The 21,504-nt window shown below is 62.7% G+C and carries 21 protein-coding genes, 1 other RNA gene and 1 pseudogene; 6 read left to right on the top strand and 17 right to left on the bottom strand.

The genetic code is table 11. The features are described from left to right. A pseudogene (locus tag BF95_RS29775) lies at positions 1-257 on the top strand (2-phospho-L-lactate guanylyltransferase); the annotation flags it as partial. Between the two features lie 512 nt (positions 258-769). Here the strand turns inward: BF95_RS29775 and BF95_RS21160 are convergent. The 4 genes from BF95_RS21160 to BF95_RS21145 form a co-directional block, all read right to left on the bottom strand. After that, positions 770-1,582: an electron transfer flavoprotein subunit alpha/FixB family protein gene (locus BF95_RS21160; protein ID WP_443018402.1), complete on the bottom strand. Its 813-nt coding sequence runs from the start codon at positions 1,580-1,582 to the stop codon at positions 770-772. Then, a complete protein-coding gene (locus BF95_RS21155) occupies positions 1,579-2,328 on the bottom strand; it encodes an electron transfer flavoprotein subunit beta/FixA family protein (protein ID WP_043154170.1) in 750 nt (249 codons plus the stop codon). The genes BF95_RS21160 and BF95_RS21155 overlap by 4 nt, the downstream gene beginning before the upstream one ends. Before the next feature lie 95 nt (positions 2,329-2,423). After that, positions 2,424-3,623 (bottom strand): ADP-forming succinate--CoA ligase subunit beta, encoded by a 1,200-nt coding sequence (gene sucC / locus BF95_RS21150; RefSeq protein ID WP_043154167.1) that lies wholly within the window; start codon positions 3,621-3,623, stop codon positions 2,424-2,426. 146 nt (positions 3,624-3,769) lie between these two features. Next, a complete protein-coding gene (locus tag BF95_RS21145) occupies positions 3,770-4,090 on the bottom strand; it encodes a hypothetical protein (RefSeq protein ID WP_043154166.1) in 321 nt (106 codons plus the stop codon). Between the two features lie 68 nt (positions 4,091-4,158). Between BF95_RS21145 and BF95_RS21140 the strand changes: the two genes are divergently transcribed. Then, a complete protein-coding gene (locus BF95_RS21140; RefSeq protein ID WP_043154164.1) occupies positions 4,159-4,557 on the top strand; it encodes a low affinity iron permease family protein in 399 nt (132 codons plus the stop codon). Positions 4,558-4,560: 3 nt separating this feature from the next. Here the strand turns inward: BF95_RS21140 and BF95_RS21135 are convergent, their stop codons facing one another. Continuing rightward, a complete protein-coding gene (locus BF95_RS21135) occupies positions 4,561-4,740 on the bottom strand; it encodes a hypothetical protein (RefSeq protein ID WP_043154162.1) in 180 nt (59 codons plus the stop codon). Between the two features lie 310 nt (positions 4,741-5,050). On the opposite strand from BF95_RS21135, the gene BF95_RS21130 reads away from it, so the two are divergent. The 4 genes from BF95_RS21130 (at position 5,051) to BF95_RS21115 (ending at position 9,228) form a co-directional block, all read left to right on the top strand. Beyond that, positions 5,051-6,439, top strand: coding sequence for a glycosyl transferase family protein (locus tag BF95_RS21130; RefSeq protein WP_043154161.1), 1,389 nt, complete (start codon positions 5,051-5,053; stop codon positions 6,437-6,439). 557 nt (positions 6,440-6,996) lie between these two features. Then, a complete protein-coding gene (locus BF95_RS29770; RefSeq protein WP_235209920.1) occupies positions 6,997-7,494 on the top strand; it encodes a hypothetical protein in 498 nt (165 codons plus the stop codon). A gap of 58 nt (positions 7,495-7,552) precedes the next feature. Further along, a complete protein-coding gene (locus BF95_RS21120) occupies positions 7,553-8,467 on the top strand; it encodes a sulfite exporter TauE/SafE family protein (protein WP_043154156.1) in 915 nt (304 codons plus the stop codon). Next, positions 8,467-9,228 carry a TIGR02186 family protein gene (locus BF95_RS21115; RefSeq protein ID WP_043154154.1) on the top strand — a complete coding sequence of 254 codons (762 nt, stop codon included), beginning with the start codon at positions 8,467-8,469 and terminating at the stop codon, positions 9,226-9,228. Before BF95_RS21120 ends, BF95_RS21115 begins: the two co-directional genes overlap by 1 nt. Here BF95_RS21115 and BF95_RS21110 read toward each other — a convergent pair. The 12 genes from BF95_RS21110 to BF95_RS21060 all read right to left on the bottom strand — a co-directional run. Beyond that, on the bottom strand, positions 9,225-10,793 hold the full coding sequence (locus BF95_RS21110; protein ID WP_043154152.1) for a tetratricopeptide repeat-containing sulfotransferase family protein: 1,569 nt from the start codon (positions 10,791-10,793) through the stop codon (positions 9,225-9,227). The genes BF95_RS21115 and BF95_RS21110 overlap by 4 nt on opposite strands. Further along, on the bottom strand, positions 10,790-11,782 hold the full coding sequence (locus tag BF95_RS21105; RefSeq protein WP_043154150.1) for a HupE/UreJ family protein: 993 nt from the start codon (positions 11,780-11,782) through the stop codon (positions 10,790-10,792). Before BF95_RS21105 ends, BF95_RS21110 begins: the two co-directional genes overlap by 4 nt. A gap of 1 nt (position 11,783) precedes the next feature. Beyond that, positions 11,784-12,587 carry a peptidyl-prolyl cis-trans isomerase gene (locus BF95_RS21100; protein ID WP_051520167.1) on the bottom strand — a complete coding sequence of 268 codons (804 nt, stop codon included), beginning with the start codon at positions 12,585-12,587 and terminating at the stop codon, positions 11,784-11,786. 351 nt (positions 12,588-12,938) lie between these two features. Beyond that, on the bottom strand, positions 12,939-13,211 hold the full coding sequence (locus BF95_RS21095) for an HU family DNA-binding protein (protein ID WP_037477523.1): 273 nt from the start codon (positions 13,209-13,211) through the stop codon (positions 12,939-12,941). Positions 13,212-13,392: 181 nt separating this feature from the next. Further along, entirely contained in the window at positions 13,393-15,789 is a 2,397-nt protein-coding gene (gene lon, locus BF95_RS21090) for an endopeptidase La (RefSeq protein ID WP_043154148.1), read from the bottom strand. A gap of 161 nt (positions 15,790-15,950) precedes the next feature. Continuing rightward, positions 15,951-16,274 (bottom strand): YbaB/EbfC family nucleoid-associated protein, encoded by a 324-nt coding sequence (locus BF95_RS21085; RefSeq protein WP_037477519.1) that lies wholly within the window; start codon positions 16,272-16,274, stop codon positions 15,951-15,953. Then, entirely contained in the window at positions 16,271-17,881 is a 1,611-nt protein-coding gene (locus BF95_RS21080; protein ID WP_043154145.1) for a DNA polymerase III subunit gamma/tau, read from the bottom strand. Before BF95_RS21080 ends, BF95_RS21085 begins: the two co-directional genes overlap by 4 nt. Positions 17,882-17,932: 51 nt before the next feature. After that, positions 17,933-18,030: signal recognition particle sRNA small type (ffs, locus tag BF95_RS26705), an RNA gene on the bottom strand. A gap of 140 nt (positions 18,031-18,170) precedes the next feature. Next, positions 18,171-19,133 carry an SGM family class A beta-lactamase gene (gene blaSGM / locus BF95_RS21075; RefSeq protein WP_043154168.1) on the bottom strand — a complete coding sequence of 321 codons (963 nt, stop codon included), beginning with the start codon at positions 19,131-19,133 and terminating at the stop codon, positions 18,171-18,173. A 5-nt stretch (positions 19,134-19,138) separates the two neighbouring features. Further along, positions 19,139-19,474: a 2Fe-2S iron-sulfur cluster-binding protein gene (locus BF95_RS21070; RefSeq protein ID WP_043154143.1), complete on the bottom strand. Its 336-nt coding sequence runs from the start codon at positions 19,472-19,474 to the stop codon at positions 19,139-19,141. Positions 19,475-19,494: 20 nt separating this feature from the next. Beyond that, positions 19,495-20,613, bottom strand: a complete 1,119-nt coding sequence (locus BF95_RS21065; protein WP_043154141.1) for a cysteine desulfurase family protein — start codon at positions 20,611-20,613, stop codon at positions 19,495-19,497. After that, positions 20,580-21,504, bottom strand: a 925-nt coding sequence (locus tag BF95_RS21060) for an aminotransferase class V-fold PLP-dependent enzyme (RefSeq protein WP_043154139.1), incomplete at its 5' end; no start/stop codon positions are given. The genes BF95_RS21065 and BF95_RS21060, both read right to left, overlap by 34 nt.

Genomic DNA, 21,504 nt, shown 5'->3' with positions numbered 1-21,504 from the left:
GAACGCAAGGCCCCGATACCAAGTCGCGATTGCGGGGGGTGCTGGACCTGACGCAACGCATGGCACTGGCAGCAGCGATGGCCCGGCATGTCATCCATCGCTTGGCAGAAGTCGATGCCATAGGATCGGTATATCTTCTGGCACCCACAGCCGCTGCCGGTTGGCCCTGTCAATGGCTGCGGGACGATAGACGCGGACTGAACCACGGCATCGCCACAGCGCGTCATCGGCTGGGGATGCAACGTTTTTCGTCATAGTCCATGCCGATCTGCCCCATGCTTGCCAAAAGGGGGATGTCGAATGTCTCTTGGCAGCTGCAGAAAAAAGCGGGCGCGGCTTTTTGCGCCTGATCGCCATGGTCGCGGAACCAACGCGCTGGCGTTAGCGGACAGTGACCCCGTTCGAGTTTGTGTTCGGACAGGATAGTTTTATCCGGCATCGGGGGCAGCGGATCGGTGCTGTTGTGGTCGAAAACAGAGGTCTCGGGTTCGACATTGACTTGCCGACCGACCTACAAGAGGCGATGGCTCAAAACTCGGCTTGCGAACAGGTTTTGGCCCTTCAATAGGCATATGACGGCCAGAGGGAGTATGGTCGCCATATTATGGCGCGAACCACATGGTTCGCGCCTTTTTGTGTCTTGCCCAGTCCTTAGAGCTTGGCTGTCAGCTCCGGCACGTCATACAGATCGCCCACCAGCCGATATCCGCCACCTGGAAGATCGGCGCATCCTCATCCTTGTTGATGGCGATAATGGTCTTGCTGTCCTTCATCCCCCGCCAAAATGCTGGATCGCCCCCGGAAAATACCCCACGGCGACATAGACTTCCGGTGCAAACGATCTTGCCAGTCTGCCCGACCTGATAGCGTTGGGGACATAGCCCGCATCGACCGCCGCCCGGCTGGCCCCGACCGCAGCGCCCAGCTTGTCGGCGAGCGGATAGATGACTTCCTCGAACGTCGGCCCATCCTTGAGCGCCCGGCCACCCGACACGATGATCTTCGCACTGGTCAGTTCCGGCCGCTCCAGCTTGACGATCTCGGCACCGACAAAGGACGACAGCGCCTTGTCCCCGGTCGAAGCCACCGCTTCCAACGTCCCCGACCCACCTTCGCGAGCCGCCTTCTCGAAAGCCGTACCGCGAACGGTGATGACCTTCTTGGCATCCTTGCTCTTGACCGTGGCAATCGCATTGCCCGCATAGATCGGGCGCGTGAACGTGTCTTCGCCCTCGACCGAAAGGATATCGCTGATCTGCATCACGTCGAGCAGAGCCGCAACGCGCGGCGCGATATTTTTGCCGTTGCTGGTGGCAGGCGCGATGAAAGCGTCATGATGCCCCATCAGTTCGACAACCAGCGGCGCGATGTTCTCGGCGAGCGCATGGCCATAGGCCGCATCATCGGCGACATGCACCTTGCCGACGCCCGCAATCTGCGCAGCGGCGGCGGCAACGCCATCGACGCCCTCGCCTGCCACCAGCAGATGCACTTCGCCCAGCTTGGCCGCTGCGGTGATGGCGGAGAGGGTCGCGTCCTTGACGTCGCCGCCCTCATGTTCAACCCATACAAGCGTCTTCATGCGGCAACTCCCATGGCCTTGAGTTTGGCAACCAGTTCATCGACATCGGCGACCTTGACACCAGCGGTGCGCTTGGGCGGTTCGACCACCTTCAGCGTCTCCAGCCGTGCGCCGATATCCACGCCATAATCGGCGGGCGTCTTCTGCGCGAGCGGCTTGGACTTGGCCTTCATGATGTTGGGCAGCGACGCATAGCGCGGCTCGTTCAAGCGCAGGTCGGTGGTGATGATTGCCGGGGTCGACAGCTTTACCGTCTCCAGCCCGCCATCGACTTCGCGCGTCACCGACACGCTGTCGCCTTCGACCTCGACCTTCGACGCGAACGTGCCCTGCGGCAGGTTCAACAGCGCAGCCAGCATCTGGCCGGTCTGGTTGCTGTCATCATCGATCGCCTGCTTGCCCAGGATGATCAGGCCAGCGCCTTCCTCTTCCTGCACCTTGGCCAGCAATTTCGCGACGGCCAGCGGCTCGACCTCTTCGTCCGTCTGGATCAGGATCGCGCGATCCGCGCCCATCGCCAGCGACGTGCGCAGCGTTTCCTGCGCCTTGGCAACGCCAATGGATACAGTCACGACCTCGGTCGCCACGCCCTTTTCCTTCAGGCGAATGGCTTCCTCGACCGCGATCTCGTCAAACGGGTTCATGCTCATCTTGACGTTCGCCAGATCGACGCCCGTCCCGTCTGCCTTCACGCGCGGCTTCACATTGTAATCAATGACCCGCTTCACGGGCACAAGGATCTTCATTTCAACATCCTCCATTATAAACGCCAACACGGGCGCGGGCAGTCCGTTACCGGACCACCCGCACCCTTTGGTGTCAGTTCAGGTGAGAAGCGGCCTCAGGCTGCCTTCCTCACTTCCGCTACGATCTTGCGTGCTGCATCACCCAGGTCGTCCGCGGGGACGATCGCCAGGCCCGAAGCCGCGAGAATATCCTTGCCCTGCTGAACGTTGGTGCCTTCCAGGCGAACCACCAGCGGAACCGACAGGTTCACTTCCTTGGCCGCTGCAACGATACCATCGGCGATGATGTCGCACTTCATGATGCCGCCGAAGATGTTGACCAGAATGCCCTTCACGGCCGGATCCTGCAGGATGATCTTGAATGCCGCCGTCACCTTCTCGGTCGTGGCACCGCCGCCTACGTCCAGGAAGTTCGCCGGGAATTCACCGTTCAGCTTGATGATGTCCATCGTCGCCATCGCCAGGCCAGCCCCGTTGACCATGCAGCCAATGTTGCCATCGAGCTTGATGTAGGCGAGGTCATATTTGGAGGCTTCGACTTCGGCCGCATCTTCCTCGGTCAGGTCGCGCAGTTCCGCGATGTCCTTGTGACGGAACATGGCGTTGCCGTCGAAGCCGACCTTGGCGTCCAGCACTAGCAGATTGCCCTGCTTGGTCAGCGCCAGCGGGTTCACTTCAATCTGCTCGGCATCGGTGTCGACAAAAGCATCATATAGCGACGACGCAACCTTTGAAGCCTGCTTGGCCAAGTCACCGGTCAGGCCCAGCGCGGCTGCGATCGAACGACCATGGTGGGGCATGAAACCGGTTGCGGGATCGACCGAGAAGCTGTGGATCTTCTCAGGCGTCGAATGGGCGACTTCTTCGATGTCCATGCCGCCTTCGGTCGATACGACGAAAGCGACTTCGCTGCTGCCACGATCGACCAACAGAGCAAGGTAGAATTCCTTGTCGATGTCTGCGCCGTCGGTGACGTACAGGCGATTCACCTGCTTGCCCGCGTCCCCGGTCTGGATGGTCACCAGCGTATTGCCCAGCATGTCGGTGGCGTGGGCCTTGACCTCATCCAGATTGAAGGCGAGGCGAACACCGCCCTTGGCTTCGGGGGCCAGTTCCTTGAACTTGCCCTTGCCACGGCCACCGGCGTGGATTTGCGACTTCACGACATAGAGCGGTCCGGGCAACTTCTTGGCGGCCTCAACGGCTTCCTCGACCGAGAAGGCAGCATGGCCAGCCGCGATCGGCGCGCCATATTTCGCGAGCAATTCTTTCGCCTGATATTCATGAATATTCATGGGGCTTGCCGTCCTTTTTCCGTCGAAGCGTGATGCGATGGATAAAGCACAGGCCGGTTTTTATGGCCAGAGTGATTTCGCAAAACGACTTTGCAAAATTGCAAAACGATTGCGAAGCGATGGCCCGGAATATTGCGAAATCCGCGCTAAAAAGTGCAGCCCACAGCCGCCTTGCTGGTCACCAAAAATATCTCCGCATCGCCGAGCGCGCGCACTTTATGAAGCCATTGATCGACGCCAAGCGCCCCGATGTGCGACTTGCGGACCGATGCCAGCGATTGCAGTCGGCGCAACTGCGTCAAACTGAGCCTGTCAGCCATCTCTTCGGCCATGCATCCCGCCAGCGCGGGTGCCAGACCGGCTTCGACCAATCCCGCGCGCAGCCGCGATTCGGGCGAAAGGCTGGCGCAGGCGGGCAGCAAAAGGCACAGCGCGACGGTTACAGGACGAAAGAGGATGGCGGTCATCCACCCCTGATGGCAACAGGCAATGGCCGGCGCAACGGTCAGATCGCACCGCATGGGAGCATAAGCACATGGACAGGATATTCACCCGGCTTTCCCATCGCGTTGCTGGATGGACCGGCCAGCCCCTGGCCTTCATTCTGGCCAGCGCCACGATCCTGATTTGGCTGACGACCGGCCCGCTTTTCGGCTATTCCGATACGTGGCAATTGGTGATCAATACCGGAACCACCATCATAACATTCCTGATGGTATTCCTGATCCAGAATGCGCAAAATCGCGACGGGTCAGCGATACAGGCGAAGCTGGACGAACTGATCCGCGCCATCGACAATGCGCGCAACGATTTCATCGGCATCGAACATCTGACTGAAACCGAACTTCACCGTATCAAGGCGGTTCTGGAACAGGAGTGCCGGGATGATGAAGACTATCATCTGGTAATCGAACGCCTGCTCAAACGACGATAAGCGTCAATGTGCCCGGCCGGTCATGCTTTCATTATGCCGTCGATAGGCATCCACCTGGTCGATATAACCGCGCGCCAGATTTTCATAAGCGATACGCGCCTGATGCGACGGGCAGCTTTGCGCCCGGATCAGGGATATCTGCTGCCGATGCAGCAAATAATTGATATCCGTCTCCCTAGTCATGTCGCCGTCCTCTCTTTGAATGAGACTGGTCGATTGGCTGCGCTGGCAAGGAATAGGCAGAAGCAGCGACTCAGCTTATATCACGGTCAGCGATCATCGCGAAGTAAGCGGTAGAGTATCGACACGCCATTCGACGCAACTGGCAGGCGACCCGGCCCATTCGTCCATGGGCCAAACATGCGCCATTGCGACCCAGTTATAATGGTAAGGGATAACATCCCGTATAAGCACAGTAAAAGGGGTTGGCATCCCCTTGCGCCAATGGCATCCTGCACCGCGCTTGCAGGGGAAGGGCGGAAAATTGGGGGACATGGCGGTCGCTTTCCTTGCGACCCTGCATCATGAAATCCTGCTATTCGCCGTCGTCGGCCTCGCCATAGGCGGGATCGACGACTTCCTCATCGACCTCTTGTTCCTGTCGCGCCGCATGTGGCGCGATCTTGTCATCTACGCTCGCTATCCTCGCATGACCACGGCAACGCTGCCCGCTTCGGCAAATCCGGGCAGGATCGCCATCTTCATCCCGGCCTGGAAGGAAGTCGAGGTGATCGGGTCGATGCTGACGCATGCGCTCAATTGCTGGGGCGAATCTGACTATCGGATATTCATCGGCACCTATCCCAATGATCCCGATACGATCGACGCCATCGCCGCTGTGGCCGAAAGCGACCCGCGCGTGGTGGTCGGCATCAATCCGCTGCCCGGCCCCAGCACGAAGGCGGACTGCCTCAACGTGCTCTGGCGCGCGATGCTGGCCGATGAAGCGCAGCTTGGACGCCGCTACAAGGCAGTCGTCCTCCATGATGCGGAAGATGTCGTCCACCCCGATGAAATTCGCCTGTTCGACTTCATGATCGACCGGTTTCAATTGGTCCAGCTACCTGTCCTGCCCTTGCCCGGTCATGGCTCGTGGTTCTCCCGTGCCATCGCCAACCACTATTGTGACGAATTTGCGGAGAGTCATGGCAAATATCTGACCGTGCGCGAAGCCTTGGGCGCGTCGGTGCCATCGGCCGGGGTTGCGTGCGCTTTTGAACGGGATGCGTTGGCAGCTCTGGCCATCAATCCCGCTCGGGGGCCATTCGACCCTTCGTCACTGACGGAAGATTATGAAGCCGGCTTGCGTATTCGCGACGGCGGCGGGCATGGGGTCTTCGTTCGCATCCGGGACGCGAACGGAAAGCTGGTGGCGACACGCGAATATTTTCCCAACAGCATCAACGCAGCGGTCAGGCAGAAGGCGCGCTGGATCGTGGGGATTTCTCTGGCGGGATGGGACCGCATGGGCTGGCGAGGCGGTACGGCCGAGCTATGGATGCGCCTGCGTGATCGGCGTGCGGCCATTGCCGCGCTGGTGTTGTGCGCCGCTTATGTCGCCTTCCTGCTTTGGCCGATGCTCTGGGTCATTGCTCAGTTTCAACCTTCGTTCCCTCGCGCGACATCACCCGCCATCGATGCGCTACTGCGGGTCAACTTTTTCCTGATGAGTTGGCGTATATTCATGCGGGCGGTCTTTGCCGGTCATGCCTATGGCTGGCGTTATGGCCTGGGCGCGATCCCGCGAACGCTGCTCGCCAACCTCATCACCATTTTGGCGACCCAACGTGCCCTCTCGCTCTATGCCAGGTCGCTTTTGGGACAACCGCTTTCATGGGACAAGACGCAGCATCAGTTCCCCGATTTGAGTGAAAATCGGTGACGAGCGACAAAAGCGGTCAACCCCTGCGCTTCCTGGCGCTGCTGATGATCGCCTGGGTCGCCATCCGTATCGCTGCCCAATATGGACCATCGCCGCTCGGTCCGCTGCCGTTGGTCCGCGGGCACCCCGCTACAGCAGCGATCGTGCCACGGCCGTCCAACCCCGCCCTACCGACAATGACGGCTTATACATCCCCCTCCAGAACAAGCACGCTACCCAACGCTCCTGCACCTCTCATGGACATGAGCATTAAGGTTATCAGGAAGGCGAGCGGCATAGCGACCATTCCAATGTCGCCTAACAGCGCGCCCGCCGCCGCGCGTGCATTTGTTTCCAATTCAGATGCTACCACCGAAGCTCGATACGCCCATCCCTCGCCTATCCCGATACTCGCTTCTGCGTCCCCCAAACAGGTAGATCGTTGGCGTGGCAGCAGCTGGATACTCTGGCGCGGGGACGGATCACCGCAGGCCGAACTTGCCAGAACCGGTCGTTTGGGAAGTTCCCAGATCGGCGCGCGCTTGGATTACGTCCTGAACCCTGGCGCGGTCCACCGCGTGACAACCTATACCCGCGCCAGCAGCGCGCTCGAAAGTCCGACAGCACCCGAAGCTGCCATTGGCTTAGCCGTCCAACCCGTCACTTCCCTACCCGTCAGCGTCGCCATCGAGCGCCGTATCGCGATCGGCGCGGGCGCACGCAACGCCATGGCCGTCACGGTGGTCGGTGGCTTTGGGCCGACGCGGATCGCGCAAGGTGTCGAAGCCGAAGCCTATGCACAAACCGGCATCGTCGGCTTTCGCCAGCGCGACGCCTTCATCGATGGCAAATTATCACTCTTAGCCCGCGTTCAAAACACAGGCTTGCGGCTCGGCGCAGCGATCTCAGGCGGAGCCCAGCCCGGTGTCAGTCGGCTCGACATAGCCCCGGAAATGCAGGTCCGGCTTCCACTCGACCCCGTCGCCGCGCGTCTGTCGGTGGAATGGCGGGAACGGATAGCCGGGCGCGCCGCGCCCAGTTCAGGCTTCGCCTTGACGCTCGGCGCGGATTTTTGACCGCCAAGCGCTACGACGCCTTTATATCTCCGTCCTTTAGTTCTACCCGTGAAGGGCCATGGATCTTTATCTGCCTATCGCCAATCTGTCGGTCAACGCGCTGGTCATCATTGGCCTGGGTGGTGTCGTAGGTCTGCTGTCCGGCATGTTCGGCGTGGGCGGCGGCTTCCTGACGACACCGCTGCTGATCTTCTACGGCATTCCGCCCACCGTTGCCGCCGCCTCGGCCGCGTCGCAGGTGACGGGCGCTTCGGTGTCCGGCGTAGTCACGCATATCGCGCGTGGCACTGTCGATTTCCGCATGGGCGGCGTCCTGATCGCGGGCGGGGTGGTCGGCGCTGGCCTTGGCGTTCTGATCTTCCGCCTGCTGCAATATCTGGGGCAGATCGATACGGTGATCGGCATTCTCTATGTGCTGATGCTTGGCGGCATCGGCCTGCTGATGGCCAAGGAATCGATCCAGGCGCTGATCGCGCTCAAGAGCGGCAAGCGCGCCCCTGCCCGCAAACGACGACACCATCCGCTGGTGGCCGCGCTCCCGATGCGCTGGCGCTTCTACGGGTCGGGCCTTTACATCTCGCCGCTCGCACCATTGCTGCTCGGCATGGCGACCGGCATTTTGACGATGCTGCTGGGTGTCGGTGGTGGTTTCATCCTGGTGCCCGCGATGCTCTATCTCCTGGGCATGACCACCCAGTCGGTGGTCGGGACGTCATTGTTCCAGATTTTGTTCGTCACCATGGCCACCACTATGATGCACGCCATGACGACCAAGGCGGTCGATCTTGTGCTCGCCATGCTACTCCTCATCGGCAGCGTGACGGGCGCGCAGGTCGGCACCCGACTGTCCATGACGATGCGGCCGGAATATCTCCGCGTCCTGCTCGCGGCGATCGTGCTGCTGGTTGCCATCCGTATGTTGTTGGGGCTGGTCTGGCGCCCGGACGAGATTTTCACGATCGAGGTGCGCTGATGCGGACGCGCGCCCTTGCGCTTTTGCTGCCCGCCGTGCTGATGCTGGGCGGCGCGGACGAACCGCAACTGGTGCCCGACGTCTCCCAGCGCGAAGTCATCATCCAATATAGTTTCACGGGTGCCGACCTGTTGCTGTTCGGCGCAATCGTCTATCCCGGCGGCGTGCGGCCGGAAAAACCGGCCGACATTGTCGTGGTCTTGAAAGGACCGGACCAATCGATCTTGATACGCGAAAAGCAGCAGATCGCCGGCATGTGGGTCAATGCCGACAACGCCCGCTTCGAATCCGCGCCCACCTTCTACGCCATGGCGTCCTCCCGCCCGATTGAACAAATCGTCGATGAGCGCACGGCGGCGATCTACGAACTGGGCGTCGATAAGCTCCAACTTTCCCCCTCCTCGCTCAACGACAGCGCTGAAATGGACCGGTTCCAGGCGGGACTGGTCGATTTGCGCGACCGCGCCGGTCTGTTCGTCGAACGTCCTAGCGCGGTCGAAATCAGCGATGGCGTTCTGTATCGCGCCCGCCTGCCTCTGTCGGCGCGCGTGATCGTCGGCGACTATACCGCCGAAACCTTCCTGGTGCAGGATGGCCGGGTCGTCGCAGCGGCCGTGCGCGACATCACGGTGCGCAAGTCGGGGTTCGAACAGTTCATGGCGAGCGCGGCGGAAAATTGGTCCTTCCTCTACGGCCTGGTCGCCATTGCGCTTGCGGTCGGCATGGGCTGGGCTGCTGGCGCGATCGCCCGCCGCCTTTAATCGACCGAAATGCCTCGGCTCGCCAGCCAGTCGCGCGCGGGGGCCAACGCCTTCTCATGCCGCTTCCAGCGCGCGACCGCATCGGCATTGAGTGGCTGGCGCACCTGCGCCGCGCTGGGCGTGGCGACCGCCGCGTCATTTTCGTGAAAGGACAGGCAGGCCGCGTCCCATGCCAGCCCGGCATGATCGAGCAGGCGGCGGGTCTGCCCCTCCTGATCGGCCACCAAGGCTTCATAGGATAGTTGCAGCACCCGGCCGGGAAACAGCCTGTCCCACAGCGCCATCAACCGGTCGAAGCGCGCATAATAGCGGGCAATGTCCATCAGGTCATAGCTATAGGCATAATAGGTCGACTGGCTGGCGAAGAGATTTTTGTAATTGCTCCAGATCGTATCCATCGGATGGCGACGCAGGCAGATGATCTTCGCGCGCGGCAGAGCATGGAGAATATGGCCGATATAGAGGAAATTGGCGGGCAGTTTGTCGATGAAGCGCGCCTTGCCCTCCGGCCGATGATGGAGCGCCCGCGCCATATAGGCCTGCCCCATCGCCAGCGGATCGGCCGCCGCGCTCGCCACGATCGTATCCGGGTCGATCACCAGCCGCGACCTCGTGCCCGCCATCTGCTTGACCGCCAGCGGCATCGCCTGCAATTCGCCCGCCGACCCGACGAGCGGATGCGAAGAGAGGATACGATCGACCAGGGTCGTACCGGTGCGCGGCATGCCGGTCACGAAAATCGGCGCATCCTCGCTCTCCAGCCCCGCTCCCCAACCGGACGGCGGACCATCGGCAAATAACCGCTCGATCGCATCGAAGATCGCTTCATCCTGCACAAAATCATAGCCGATGGCGCGCTTATGCGCAGCGTTCGCTGCCGACAGATGCGCAAAGGCCTCGGTCGCATGACCCATATCCTCATGGCTCTTGGCCAGTGCATAGCGGATACGCAGCGCATCTTCCGGCCGGTCCGCCCGCGCCAGCGCCGCTTCCAACCTGGGCACAGGATTGGCCGCCTCGGTCTGGCGCGACAACAGGCTCAGCCCATAATGCGCGCGCGCATTGCCGGGATCAGCGGCCAGGATATGCTCATAATGGCTGGCCGCTGCCTCGACCCGACCAGTGAAACCGCATGCCGCTGCCAGATTATAGCGATAGTCCAGATTGTCCGGCTCACCCGTCACGGCCGCTTCAAAGGGCGCCAACGATGCCGCATGATCGCCCAGCCGCGCCAGCACGCAACCGATCGTGTCGAACGTGCGCGCATCGCCTTGCCCCATCGCCCATGCCTGCCGCGCAGCCTGTCCGGCTTCGCCATCCCGCCGCAACAGGATCAGCAACCGCGCATATTGCGCGAGATGTTCCGCCTCCGGCCCGCGCGTCACCGCATGTTCCAGCATCGGCAGCGCCTTGGCCACCTGCCCCGCCTCCGCGGCGGCCAGTCCCAGCAGGAAGAAGCCCGCCGGATCGTTCGGCTGCGTCATCGCCAATTGCTGCGCCGCCTGCGCCGCCTGCGCCAGGTCGCCCCGCGCCAGCGCCGCGCGGGCCTGCGCCTCCAGCGTCATGCCGTCCCCAGGGTGAAGCCCGCCACCCGCTCGATCATCCAGAAGCAGCCGACGATCCCCGCCCCATAGAGCGCCGCCTGTCGCACCCACTGATCCCGGTTGAAGATCGACGCCAGCTTCATGATGCCCAGCACGCAGCCGACGAAGATCAACTGCCCCAGTTCGACCCCGCCGTTGAAGAAGAGCAGCCCTGACAGCCGTTCATCCGGCGCGACGCCCAGTTCGCGCAGCACCGTGGCAAAGCCCAGGCCATGGAGCAGCCCGAAGCCCGCGACCACGGCAAGTTGGCGACGGCGGCGGTGCGGATCGGTCATGTCATCCGCGCGTGCCCGGATCGCCTCCCGCGCCATGAAGGCGATCGACAGCGCAATCACCGCTTCCACCGGCGGCACCGGCACCTTGACGATATCGAAGAAAGCCAGCGCCAGGCTGAGCGAATGGCCGATGGTGAAGGTCGTCACCAGCGCCAATAGATAGCGCCCGCGCGCCAACAGGCAGAGGCACAGGACAAAGGCCAGATGATCCCACCCACCCAATATGTGGATGATCCCCTGCCAGGTATATTCGACCGCGATCTCCGGCAGCGCCCGCTGCCGCGCCGCCACCGCCCCGATCGGCAACGACAGCGTATCGCCATTGGGCTGCAACGCCTGCTGCACCCGCGTTCCGGTGGCGGTCGACAGGAATGTGCCGCCATCGACAGCCCACGGCGTGATGATCGCATCCTCGGCGGTGACCGCCCGGTCGCAATCGATGCTGATCGCATAGCGGGTGACGGTCGCCTCGTTCAGCCGCTCGCGCGCCGTCTCGCGACAGCCTTCGGGCAGGCCCAGCGGGTCGTTGCTGGCCAGCACAGACGGGACAGAGGCGCTGAGGTCAAAGCTGCCCGGCTCCATGCCCGGCTGGATCGCATAGTCGCCAACGCGAAACACATCGGCCTGCGCAGGCACGGCGACCATGGCCAACAGCAGCAGGAACCAACGCAGCATTTTATTGCTCCACCCGCACGCGATAGCCATCCTCCAGCTTTTGCACTTCCTTCTCGACCAGCGCGCCGCTCTGCTGAGCCAGGAAGTCCTGCTTCACCTGGTCGCGCACCGCCGGATAGGCCAGCATCGCGGCCGGTCCACGATCACGCACCCGCGCGAAATGCCAGCCGCGCGTGGATTGCAGCGGGCCGACCCACTGGCCGGTCGGTGTCTTGTTCAGCATATCCAAGAAAGGCTGGCCGAACATGCCACGCAACATCGACACGCCATAATCGGGCAGATCATGCCCCATCCAGAAATCATCGCCCTTCACCGTCCCGCCCGCGTTCAACTGCGCCAGCAAGGCAGGCGCATCGGCCGGCCTCTGTTCAAAGAACACATGATCCACCGACAAGCGCGGTTCGGCCCGGTACAGGTCGCGATGCGCGGCATAATAGCCCATCAACTGGTCCTCGCTCGGCTCCGCTGGTGCGCCCGCGATCATGAATCGCACCCGGTCGATCAGTCGCTGCTTGGTGGTCTTGTCGGTCATGTGCATGCCCCGCTCCACCGCTTCGCGAAACAGCAATTCGTTGGCGACATAATCATGGATCAGCTTGGCGCGCGCTTCCGCATCCGGCTTCTTGCCCGCCATCATCTCATAATCATCGGACAGGCTTTTCTGAACCGACAAGGGCACGTCGATCGTCTCGCGCCGCGCCGTCACCGCCCAATAGAGCGCGAAGATTACGCCAGACACCGCCAGGAACAATATGAACGGATCGCGGGCAAATAATCCCCGCAGCGAAGCAGACAGACGGCGCATCAGCGCAAGACCCTTTCACTAGGCACCATCGCGTTATGGCAACCCCAGCCTATCCCCCCTCTACGTCAAATGACGCATGGGTCGCCTACCATGTGCCATAGCCAGGTCGGTATATCGGTTTTGACGGGATGCCGATCCCCCTCGAACAAAACCGCATCGCCCAGTTCGAACAGGAGTTGGCGACAGATCCTTACAAGAGAGGGTGGGTGCTGATCCAGCACCCACCCCATTGTCTTTTGCCCATGCGCGCGGGTCAGTCCCCGTCATCACACACTCTCGATGTCTTCAGGCCGCGACGCCCTTAAGATCGTGCAATGCGGGCATCTGCATCTGGTGCCGATGCCCAGACCATTAGTTGACCGAATCCTTGAGGCCCTTGCCGGCCTTGAATTTGGGTTGGGTCGATGCCTTGATGGTCATCGTTTCGCCGGTGCGCGGGTTGCGGCCGGTCGATGCCTTGCGCTGCGTGACGGAGAAAGTGCCAAAGCCGACCAGGCGCACTTCGTCGCCCTTTTTCAGCGCGCCGGTAATGGCGTCGAACACGCCTTCCACAGCCTTGGTCGCGTCATTTTTGGTAAGGCCGCTGCTCTCGGCAACCGCGCTGATCAGATCCTGCTTGTTCATGCCTTGGGAACCCCCTGGTGCTGTTGGTTAGTATAGGAATCGCGGCGTAGGGGCGGCAATAAGGCGCAGCTTTCAGCGGCTGTCAAAGATAAAGCGACGAACTTGCCCGACGGCGCGCAATTTCGCAATGCAGCATGAAAACGCCGGAAACCCGTGGCTTTCTCCCCTATTGGCCGACCGTTCAATGCCGCAAGGTGACATCCCCATCGCGCCCCTGCGGATTACTTGGCTGGGCGGCCAGGTCGTCCGCTTCGGTCCAAGCGATCGCATCGGGCACCGACATCAGCGCGCGCGCCAGAACTTCGTCCACATGGCTCACCGGCACGATCTCCAGCCCGTCGCGAATATTGGCTGGAATTTCCGCTAGGTCTTTCTCATTTTCCTGCGGGATCAGCACCGTCTTGATGCCGCCACGCAGCGCCGCCAACAGCTTTTCCTTCAAGCCGCCGATCGGCAAAACGCGACCGCGCAGGGTCACTTCGCCGGTCATCGCCACATCCTTGTGAACCGGGATGCCGGTCAGCGTCGACACGATGCAGGTCACCATGCCGATGCCTGCCGATGGCCCATCCTTGGGCACCGCGCCTTCGGGCAGATGGATGTGGATATCCTTGCGATTGAAGATGCTGGGCTTGATCCCGTAACCGGGTGACCGCGCCTTCACATAAGAAAAGGCGGCCTGAATCGACTCGGTCATCACATCGCCAAGCTTGCCGGTTGTCTTGATCATGCCCTTGCCGGGCACGGTGACCGCTTCGATCGTCAGCAATTCGCCGCCCACTTCGGTCCAGGCTAGACCCGTGACCGCGCCGATCTGATGCTCTTCCTCGCCCACGCCATGACGGAACTTCCGCACCCCGGCATAGTCGGCCAGCGTCTCCGGCGCGATGACGACCTTTTCATAGACGCCTTCGAGGATCTTGCGCAGCGCCTTGCGCGCCAGCCGCGCGACTTCGCGTTCCAGTGTGCGGACGCCCGCCTCGCGGGTATAGTAACGGATGAGGTCGCGGACGGCCGCCTCGGTCACTTCGAACTCGCCCTCTTTCAGGCCATGGGCGTCGATCTGCTTGGCGATCAAATGCCGCTGGGCGATCTCGACCTTCTCGTCCTCGGTATAGCCTTCCAGCCGGATGATCTCCATCCGGTCGAGCAAGGCCTGCGGCAAATTCAACGAGTTGGCAGTCGTCACGAACATGATGTCCGAAAGATCGACGTCGATCTCCAGATAATGGTCCTGGAATTTGCTATTCTGTTCAGGGTCCAGCACTTCGAGCAGCGCGGACGCCGGATCACCCCGGAAATCCTGGCCCAGCTTGTCGATCTCGTCGAGCAGGAACAGCGGGTTCATCGTCCCCGCCTTTTTCAGGTTCGTCACGATCTTGCCCGGCAGCGAGCCGATATAGGTGCGGCGGTGGCCGCGAATTTCGGCCTCATCGCGCACGCCACCCAGCGACTGGCGCACGAACTCGCGCCCCGTCGCCTTGGCGATCGAGCGACCCAGCGAGGTCTTGCCGACGCCCGGCGGGCCGACGAGGCACAGGATCGGGCCTTTCAGCTTATTGGTGCGCGCCTGCACGGCCAGATATTCGATGATCCGGTCCTTGACCTTGTCGAGCGCGAAATGATCCTCGTCCAGCACATCCTGCGCGCGCTTGAGGTCATTCTTGACCTTGCCCTTCTTGCCCCAGGGCAAGCCCAGCAGCACGTCGAGATAGTTGCGCACCACGGTGGCTTCGGCCGACATGGGCTGCATGCCCTTGAGCTTCTTCAACTCCGCCGTCGCCTTGGCGCGGGCTTCTTTGCTGAGCTTGGTCTTGGCGATCTTCTCGGCCAGTTCGGCCAGTTCATCGCCCTCTTCGCCCTCGCCATTGCCCAGCTCGCGCTGGATCGCCTTCAACTGTTCGTTCAGATAATATTCGCGCTGGGTCTTTTCCATCTGGCGCTTCACGCGGCCACGGATCTTCTTTTCGACCTGGAGCACGCCCAGTTCGCCTTCCATGAAGGCGAACACCATTTCCAGCCGCTTGACCGGATCGGCCTCGACCAGCAGCGATTGCTTGTCGGAAACCTTGACGTTGATATTGGCGGACACGGCATCGGCAAGCCGCCCGGCATCCTCAATCTCGCGCAGCTGCACCGGCGTTTCGGCAGGCAGCTTCTTGTTGAGCTTGGCGTAATTTTCAAACTGTTCAGCAACCGACCGCATCAGCGCCGAGGCTTCCGGTCCTTCGGCGGCAATATCCTCGACCGACTCGACATCGGCGACCAGATGCGTGTCGGTCGACGCCATCGTCGTCAGCCGCGCGCGATGCTTGCCCTCCACCAACACGCGAACCGTGCCGTCGGGCAGCTTGAGCAATTGCAAAACCACCGCCACCACGCCCGTATCATAGAGCGAATCCTGGCCCGGATCATCTTCCGCCGGGTCGAGCTGCGACACCAGGAAGATTTCCTTATTGCCTTCCATCGCCGCTTCCAGCGCAGAGACGCTCTTGTCGCGGCCAACGAAGAGCGGGACGATCATCTGCGGGAAAACGACGATGTCACGCAGCGGCAGAAGGGGATATTGCACAGTCATTCACACTCCGAGGGCCAGCCGATGGCCCTGTCCTAATATGGTATCAGCCTAACGGTTCATCGCCTTTATGGGGATGCCCTTGACTTCAATCAATCCGCCGCTGTCATAATGGTGAAACGATGAACCTAGCGTTATTATAGTGTTTGTTCGCGCATTCGCGCTCAGAACGGCAGTTTGAAGCCGGGGGGCAAAGGCAAGCCTGCCGTCATCTTGCCCATTTCGGCATTGCTGACCTCGTCCGCCTTCTTGCGCGCATCGTTAAATGCGGCGGTCACCAGGTCTTCGAGCATCTGCTTTTCCGATGGAGCAAGCAAGCTGTCGTCGATCGACACGCCCAGGATACGCCCCTTGGCCGAAGCCTTGACCTTCACCAGCCCGCCGCCAGCCGCGCCTTCGACTTCCAGCTTGTCGAGATTATCCTGCGCCCGCTGCAATTCTTCCTGCACACGGCTCGCCATGCCCAGGATTTCGTTCAGATCCTTCATTGTCCTACACTCCATTGTTCGAGCCGGTCGTCCAGCTCCGCATCGGGAAAGGCCGCCATCGCCGCCTTCACCACCGGGGTTTCGAGAATAGTGGCGCGGGCATTGGCCTGAGCGGCCTGCTCCTGCGCCAATAAGGTAGGCTGCGCCTCGCCATCGCTCTGCGCCACGCGCCAGGCGACACCTGTCACGTCCTTGAGCGCAGGCACGATCCGCGCGGCGAAATCGGCCGATAGCGACGGTGCCGCCCGATAGTCCAGTTCGGGCGGGGCATAACGCACCAGCGCGACACTATCGTGCAGTTCCTGTGCCAACTGCCCCTTGCCCCGCTGCCAGAAGGCCTCGATGAGGTCGGGAAAGCTGGCCGGCAATTGTGCGGCAGGACCAGAGCCATCGGCCGCAATAACCGCGCCCGGCGCCGCCGCAGCAACAGGCCCGCCCTCCCGCAACATCCGCGCAATCTCGGCCGGATCGGGCATGGTCGCGGCATGCATCACCCGCAGCAGCGCCATTTCGCAGCTTTCGATCGGCAGGATCGCGCTCGCCACTTCGTCATGGCCCTTGACCAGCAATTGCCACAGCCGATGCAGCGGCGCGAAGCCGATCTGCGACGCCCAGTCGGCCAGCGCGTCGCGCTCTTCGGCGGACTGGCCAGGGCTGGCGATATCGCGCCCCGCCTTCACCAATGTCACCGCATGGACCAGCTCCATCAGCCCGCGCATCAGCGCCAGCGGCTCGACGCCCAGCGCATAGTGGTCACGGACCGCCGACAACAATGCGGCGGTATCGCCTTCTAGCAACAGCCCCAACAAACGGCGAACCGATCCGCGATCGGACAGGCCCAACATATCGCGCACCTGCGCCGCCGTGACGACTGGCTCGCCCTCCCCCATCTCCGCATGGGCGATCGCCTGATCGAGGATCGAGAGGCCATCGCGCGCCGACCCTTCGGCGGCCTGCGCGATCAGCGACAGCGCATCCGGCTCCGCCGCGACCTTTTCGGACTCGACCACATGGGCGAAATGGCTGGCCAGCAATTCGGCTGGAATGCGACGCAGGTCGAACCGCTGGCAGCGCGACAGCACGGTGACCGGCACCTTGTTCACTTCGGTCGTCGCGAACAGGAATTTCACATGGGCGGGCGGCTCCTCCAGCGTCTTCAACAGCGCGTTGAAGGCGTTTTTGGAGAGCATATGGACTTCGTCGATGATGTAGATCTTGTAGCGCGCAGAGACGGCGGCATAGCGCACCGCCTCGATAATCTCGCGCACATCATCGACGCCGGTATGGCTCGCCGCGTCCATCTCGACCACGTCGATATGCCGTCCCTCGGCGATCGCGGTGCAGGGTTCGCAGACACCGCACGGGTCGATCGTCGGCCCGCCCTGCCCGTCCGCACCAATGCAGTTGAGCGCCTTGGCGATCAGCCGCGCGGTCGATGTCTTGCCGACCCCGCGCACGCCGGTCATCAAAAAGGCATGGGCCAGCCGCCCGCGCCGGATCGCATTGCCCAGCGTCTGGACCATCGCATCCTGCCCGATCAGCTCATGAAAGCTGCGCGGTCGATATTTGCGCGCAAGGACGCGATAGGGCTGCGGGGAATCGGACATCGGTCTGGTCTAGCCGTTCGGGCTGCTATTGTCGAAGCGGGATGATGGCTGGACGGTGGGAGCCGGAACGACCCGTGACGAAATCACTGTGGCTGCTTCCGTCAGGACCTGACCCGGTTCGCGACGATCACGTCCGCCCGACTCCCGCGGCGCATATGGCGAAAGGGGGACGGGATGGCAAGGGGTGCATACAACCGAAACCGTTCGCTTCGAGCGAAGTCGAGAAGCGGCGAGCGTCACGCGGGCGTGTCTCGACTTCGCTCGACACGAACGGAACGGCGGAATGCTTCTATTCCAGCCCGCTCTTTTGCGCCTGCCCGACAAATTCCAGCGCGGCCCGCGCCGTTTCCGCAATCGCCGCCTCGGCCTTGCTGGCATCGACCGTCGGTCGGTCGAGATAGACCGCCAATATATATTCATCGCCCGCCGGCGACTTGACCAGCGCCACGTCATTATAGGCCGTGCCGCAGCTGCCGGTCTTGCTGCCCGACGTCCAGCCTTCGGGCAGGCCCGCCTTGATCCGCTTGTCGCCCGTGCTGCTGGCGTTAAGCCAGCCGCGCAGCCGCTCGGCGCTCTCGCCCTGCATGTCGCTAAACAACAGCCGCCCTATCAGCCCGGCCATCGCGGCGGGCGTGGTCGTGTCGCGCGGGTCGCCCTCAGCATTCTCGTTCAGGTCCGGCTCGTTGCGATCCAGCCGGGTCACGCTGTCGCCATGCGCGCGGATGAAGGCGGTCAGCCCCTGCGGCCCGCCCAGCATCGGCAGCAGCAGATTCGCCGCACTATTGTCGCTCACCTCGACCGCCGCCTGTGCCAATTCGGCCATGCTCATCCGGCCGCGTTTCAGATTTTTTTTCACCACCGGCGCATAATCGAGAAGATCGTCCTTGCCGAAGGGTATCTCCCCCTCCAACCCGAACTTGCCGCCTTCCGCACCGATTAGCACGGCCGCGGCCAATGGTGCCTTGAAGGTCGAGCACATGGCAAACGGCTCGTCGCGATTGAAACCCAGCAGCAGCGCACCCTGTTTGTCCACCAGCGCAACCCCCAGCCGTCCGCCCGTTTCCTGCTCGATCTCCTTGGGGTTGCGCACCTGCGCCAGAGCCGATTGCGGCACCAGATAGCGCGGCGCGGGCGGCAGCAGCGAATCGAGCCGCCCGGTCGGCACCGGCTCCTTGGTCTGTTTCTGCTTGTCGGCGGCGCTGGACGGCGCAGCGATCAGCAGCAGCATGGCAAGCGCGGACAGGCGTTTCATCGGCTTCACATACCCTGCATATTATAGGATTCGGGCGGAATACGCACGGTGAGTTGGTCCAGCCCGTCGGCGAGGATGATCTGGCACGACAAGCGGCTGGTGCGGGTGGCGGATGCGGCGAGGTCGAGCATATCCTCCTCATCCTCGCTCGCCCGGCCCAGGCGCGGAAAATCGGCGGCTTCGACGATGACATGGCAGGTGGAACAGGCCATCTGCCCCTCGCATGTGCCTTCGAGCGGCTGGCCCGCCGCCTGTGCGATGTCGAGCAGCACCGATCCCGCCGGGGCATCGACCTCCTGCCGCCGTTCCCCGTCAGCGCTGATGAAGGTAACCCTGGTCATGATAGTGCGACGCTCCCTTTTTACAGCGCCGCTTGTGCGGCTGCTGCCCTGTTCAATGCCTCCGCAGCGCTCTCCAGTTCGGCCGATGTCGTATAACGGCCAAAGCCGATCCGCACCGATCCACGCGCCTGTGCGTCTGTCAGGCCCAGTGCGCGCAGCACATGGCTAGGCCTGCCGGACCCGCTTGCGCAAGCGCTGCCGAGCGAAAAAGCAATATTGCGGCAATCCGACAACAATCGCGCGCCGTCGATTCCGGCCCGCCGCAGGTTGAGATTGCCCGGATAGCGCGCGGTCATGCTGCCATTGATCGTCCAGTCGGCGAACAGCGTGCGGGCAAGGTCGGACAGCAATTCGACATGGGCGCGGTCGGCTTCCGCCCGTTCGCGCATCAATCGCGCGGCAACCCCGAATCCCGCGCACAGCGCGGGCGAGAGCGTGCCGGAGCGCAATCCGCCCTCCTGTCCGCCGCCATGGAGGAGCGGCGCAGGACTGACACCGTTGCGCAGCCACAAGGCACCCACGCCTTTAGGCCCATGGATCTTATGCGCGCTGATCGCCACCATGTCGCAAGCGTCAGGGATCGGCACCCGGCCATAGCCCTGCACCGCGTCGCACAGCAGCAACGCGCCCGCCCGATGCGCCAACTCCGCCAGCGCCGTGACGGGCTGGATCACGCCAATCTCATTATTGACCAGCATCACCGCCACCAGCGCGACGCCGGGCCGGATCGCCTGCGCAGCCGCCCCCATATCCACGACACCATCCGCCCCGACCGGCAGCACCGTCACCGTCCTCCCTCCGCGTCGCAAGGCCTCGACCGTATCCAGCACCGCGGCATGTTCGGTCGCGATGGTGACGATATCGCCCTTGGGCGCACCCTGAATGGCGATGTTGAGCGCCTCGGTCGCGCCCGACGTGAACAGCAACCGCCCACCCGACGGCAACAGCGCGCCGATCGCCTCGCGCGCGACCTCGACCTGCGCCGCCGCCGCCCGGCCCGGCCGATGCGCGCTATGCGGATTGGCGAACTGGTCGCGCAGCAACGGGACCATCGCCTCATAGGCTTCGGGGGCCAGCGGCGTCGTCGCCTGATAATCCAGATAGATCATCGCCGCGCCCGCGCGGCCATCGCCGTCCATGCGGCGAGGAAACGGTCGATATCGCTCTCGCACGTCTGCGGCCCGAAACTCACCCGCACCACCTCGCTCGCCACCGCCTCGTCCCAGCCCATGGCGTGCAGCACATGACTGGTCTTGAGCGAGCCGGACGAACAAGCACTACCCGCCGACACCGAAATGCCCGCCATATCGAACTGAATGAGTTGCGCGCGCGCCGATAGGCCCTGCATCCGGTAGCTGGCGATCGCCGGGATACGCGGCGCATCGCGCGCGACGATCACCCCACCCGCCGCCTCGACCCCCGCGTCGAGCCGTGCGCGCATCAAGGCGGCACCCGGCAACCAGTCCGCCCGCGCCTCCAGCGCCGCCGCCATCGCCAGGATCGCAGGCAGATTCTCGGTCCCCGCACGATAACCCTGCTCCTGCCCGCCGCTCGCCTCAATGAGGGCCAGATCGCGGATGAGCAGCGCGCCGATGCCCGGCGGACCACCAAATTTATGTCCGCTGATCGCGATCATATCGGCGTCGGGCAGCGCGAGTTTGCCCGCGCTCTGCGCGCAATCCACAAACAGAATAGCGCCGGAACGATCAAGCGCGTCCAGCGGCTGGATGACGCCGGTTTCATTGTTGACGTGCTGGATAGCGAACAATGTTTTGTGATCCGTTCGCCCCGAGCCTGTCGAAGGGGTCTGCTCTTCTTTCGAGAAGACATGGGCTTCGACAGGCTCAGCCCGAACGGGGTTTCTAACTATACCATCCCCCTCCACCGCCAGCCGCTCGGCCCCCTTCGTCACCCGCAGCACCGCGTCATGCTCCACCGCCGACGTGACGACCCGCCCGGCCTTCCCCCGACCAAGCCCGATCGCGATCGCCTCGCTCGCCCCCGAGGTGAAAATGACATGCCCGTCCCAG

The sequence above is a fragment of the Sphingobium sp. Ant17 genome (assembly GCF_000588875.1).
Taxonomy (GTDB): Bacteria; Pseudomonadota; Alphaproteobacteria; order Sphingomonadales; family Sphingomonadaceae; genus Sphingobium.
Note: the sequence above shows the minus strand (reverse complement) of the source record. Positions and strands in the feature narration are given on the sequence as shown.

Bases quoted from the DNA above. Each gene is read 5' to 3' on its own strand.
- sucC (WP_043154167.1), bottom strand. From the start codon at position 3,623: ATGAATATTCATGAATATCAGGCGAAAGAATTGCTCGCGAAATATGGC.
- BF95_RS21155 (WP_043154170.1), bottom strand. From the start codon at position 2,328: ATGAAGATCCTTGTGCCCGTGAAGCGGGTCATTGATTACAATGTGAAG.
- BF95_RS21100 (WP_051520167.1), bottom strand. From the start codon at position 12,587: ATGCGCCGTCTGTCTGCTTCGCTGCGGGGATTATTTGCCCGCGATCCG.
- lon (WP_043154148.1), bottom strand. From the start codon at position 15,789: ATGACTGTGCAATATCCCCTTCTGCCGCTGCGTGACATCGTCGTTTTC.
- BF95_RS21120 (WP_043154156.1), top strand. From the start codon at position 7,553: ATGGATCTTTATCTGCCTATCGCCAATCTGTCGGTCAACGCGCTGGTC.
- BF95_RS21095 (WP_037477523.1), bottom strand. From the start codon at position 13,211: ATGAACAAGCAGGATCTGATCAGCGCGGTTGCCGAGAGCAGCGGCCTT.
- BF95_RS21085 (WP_037477519.1), bottom strand. From the start codon at position 16,274: ATGAAGGATCTGAACGAAATCCTGGGCATGGCGAGCCGTGTGCAGGAA.
- BF95_RS21070 (WP_043154143.1), bottom strand. From the start codon at position 19,474: ATGACCAGGGTTACCTTCATCAGCGCTGACGGGGAACGGCGGCAGGAG.
- BF95_RS21145 (WP_043154166.1), bottom strand. From the start codon at position 4,090: ATGACCGCCATCCTCTTTCGTCCTGTAACCGTCGCGCTGTGCCTTTTG.
- BF95_RS21140 (WP_043154164.1), top strand. From the start codon at position 4,159: ATGGACAGGATATTCACCCGGCTTTCCCATCGCGTTGCTGGATGGACC.
- BF95_RS21130 (WP_043154161.1), top strand. From the start codon at position 5,051: ATGGCGGTCGCTTTCCTTGCGACCCTGCATCATGAAATCCTGCTATTC.
- BF95_RS21110 (WP_043154152.1), bottom strand. From the start codon at position 10,793: ATGACGCTGGAGGCGCAGGCCCGCGCGGCGCTGGCGCGGGGCGACCTG.
- BF95_RS21105 (WP_043154150.1), bottom strand. From the start codon at position 11,782: ATGCTGCGTTGGTTCCTGCTGCTGTTGGCCATGGTCGCCGTGCCTGCG.
- BF95_RS21160 (WP_443018402.1), bottom strand. From the start codon at position 1,582: ATGAAGACGCTTGTATGGGTTGAACATGAGGGCGGCGACGTCAAGGAC.
- BF95_RS21115 (WP_043154154.1), top strand. From the start codon at position 8,467: ATGCGGACGCGCGCCCTTGCGCTTTTGCTGCCCGCCGTGCTGATGCTG.
- blaSGM (WP_043154168.1), bottom strand. From the start codon at position 19,133: ATGAAACGCCTGTCCGCGCTTGCCATGCTGCTGCTGATCGCTGCGCCG.
- BF95_RS21080 (WP_043154145.1), bottom strand. From the start codon at position 17,881: ATGTCCGATTCCCCGCAGCCCTATCGCGTCCTTGCGCGCAAATATCGA.
- BF95_RS21065 (WP_043154141.1), bottom strand. From the start codon at position 20,613: ATGGACGGCGATGGCCGCGCGGGCGCGGCGATGATCTATCTGGATTAT.
- BF95_RS21135 (WP_043154162.1), bottom strand. From the start codon at position 4,740: ATGACTAGGGAGACGGATATCAATTATTTGCTGCATCGGCAGCAGATA.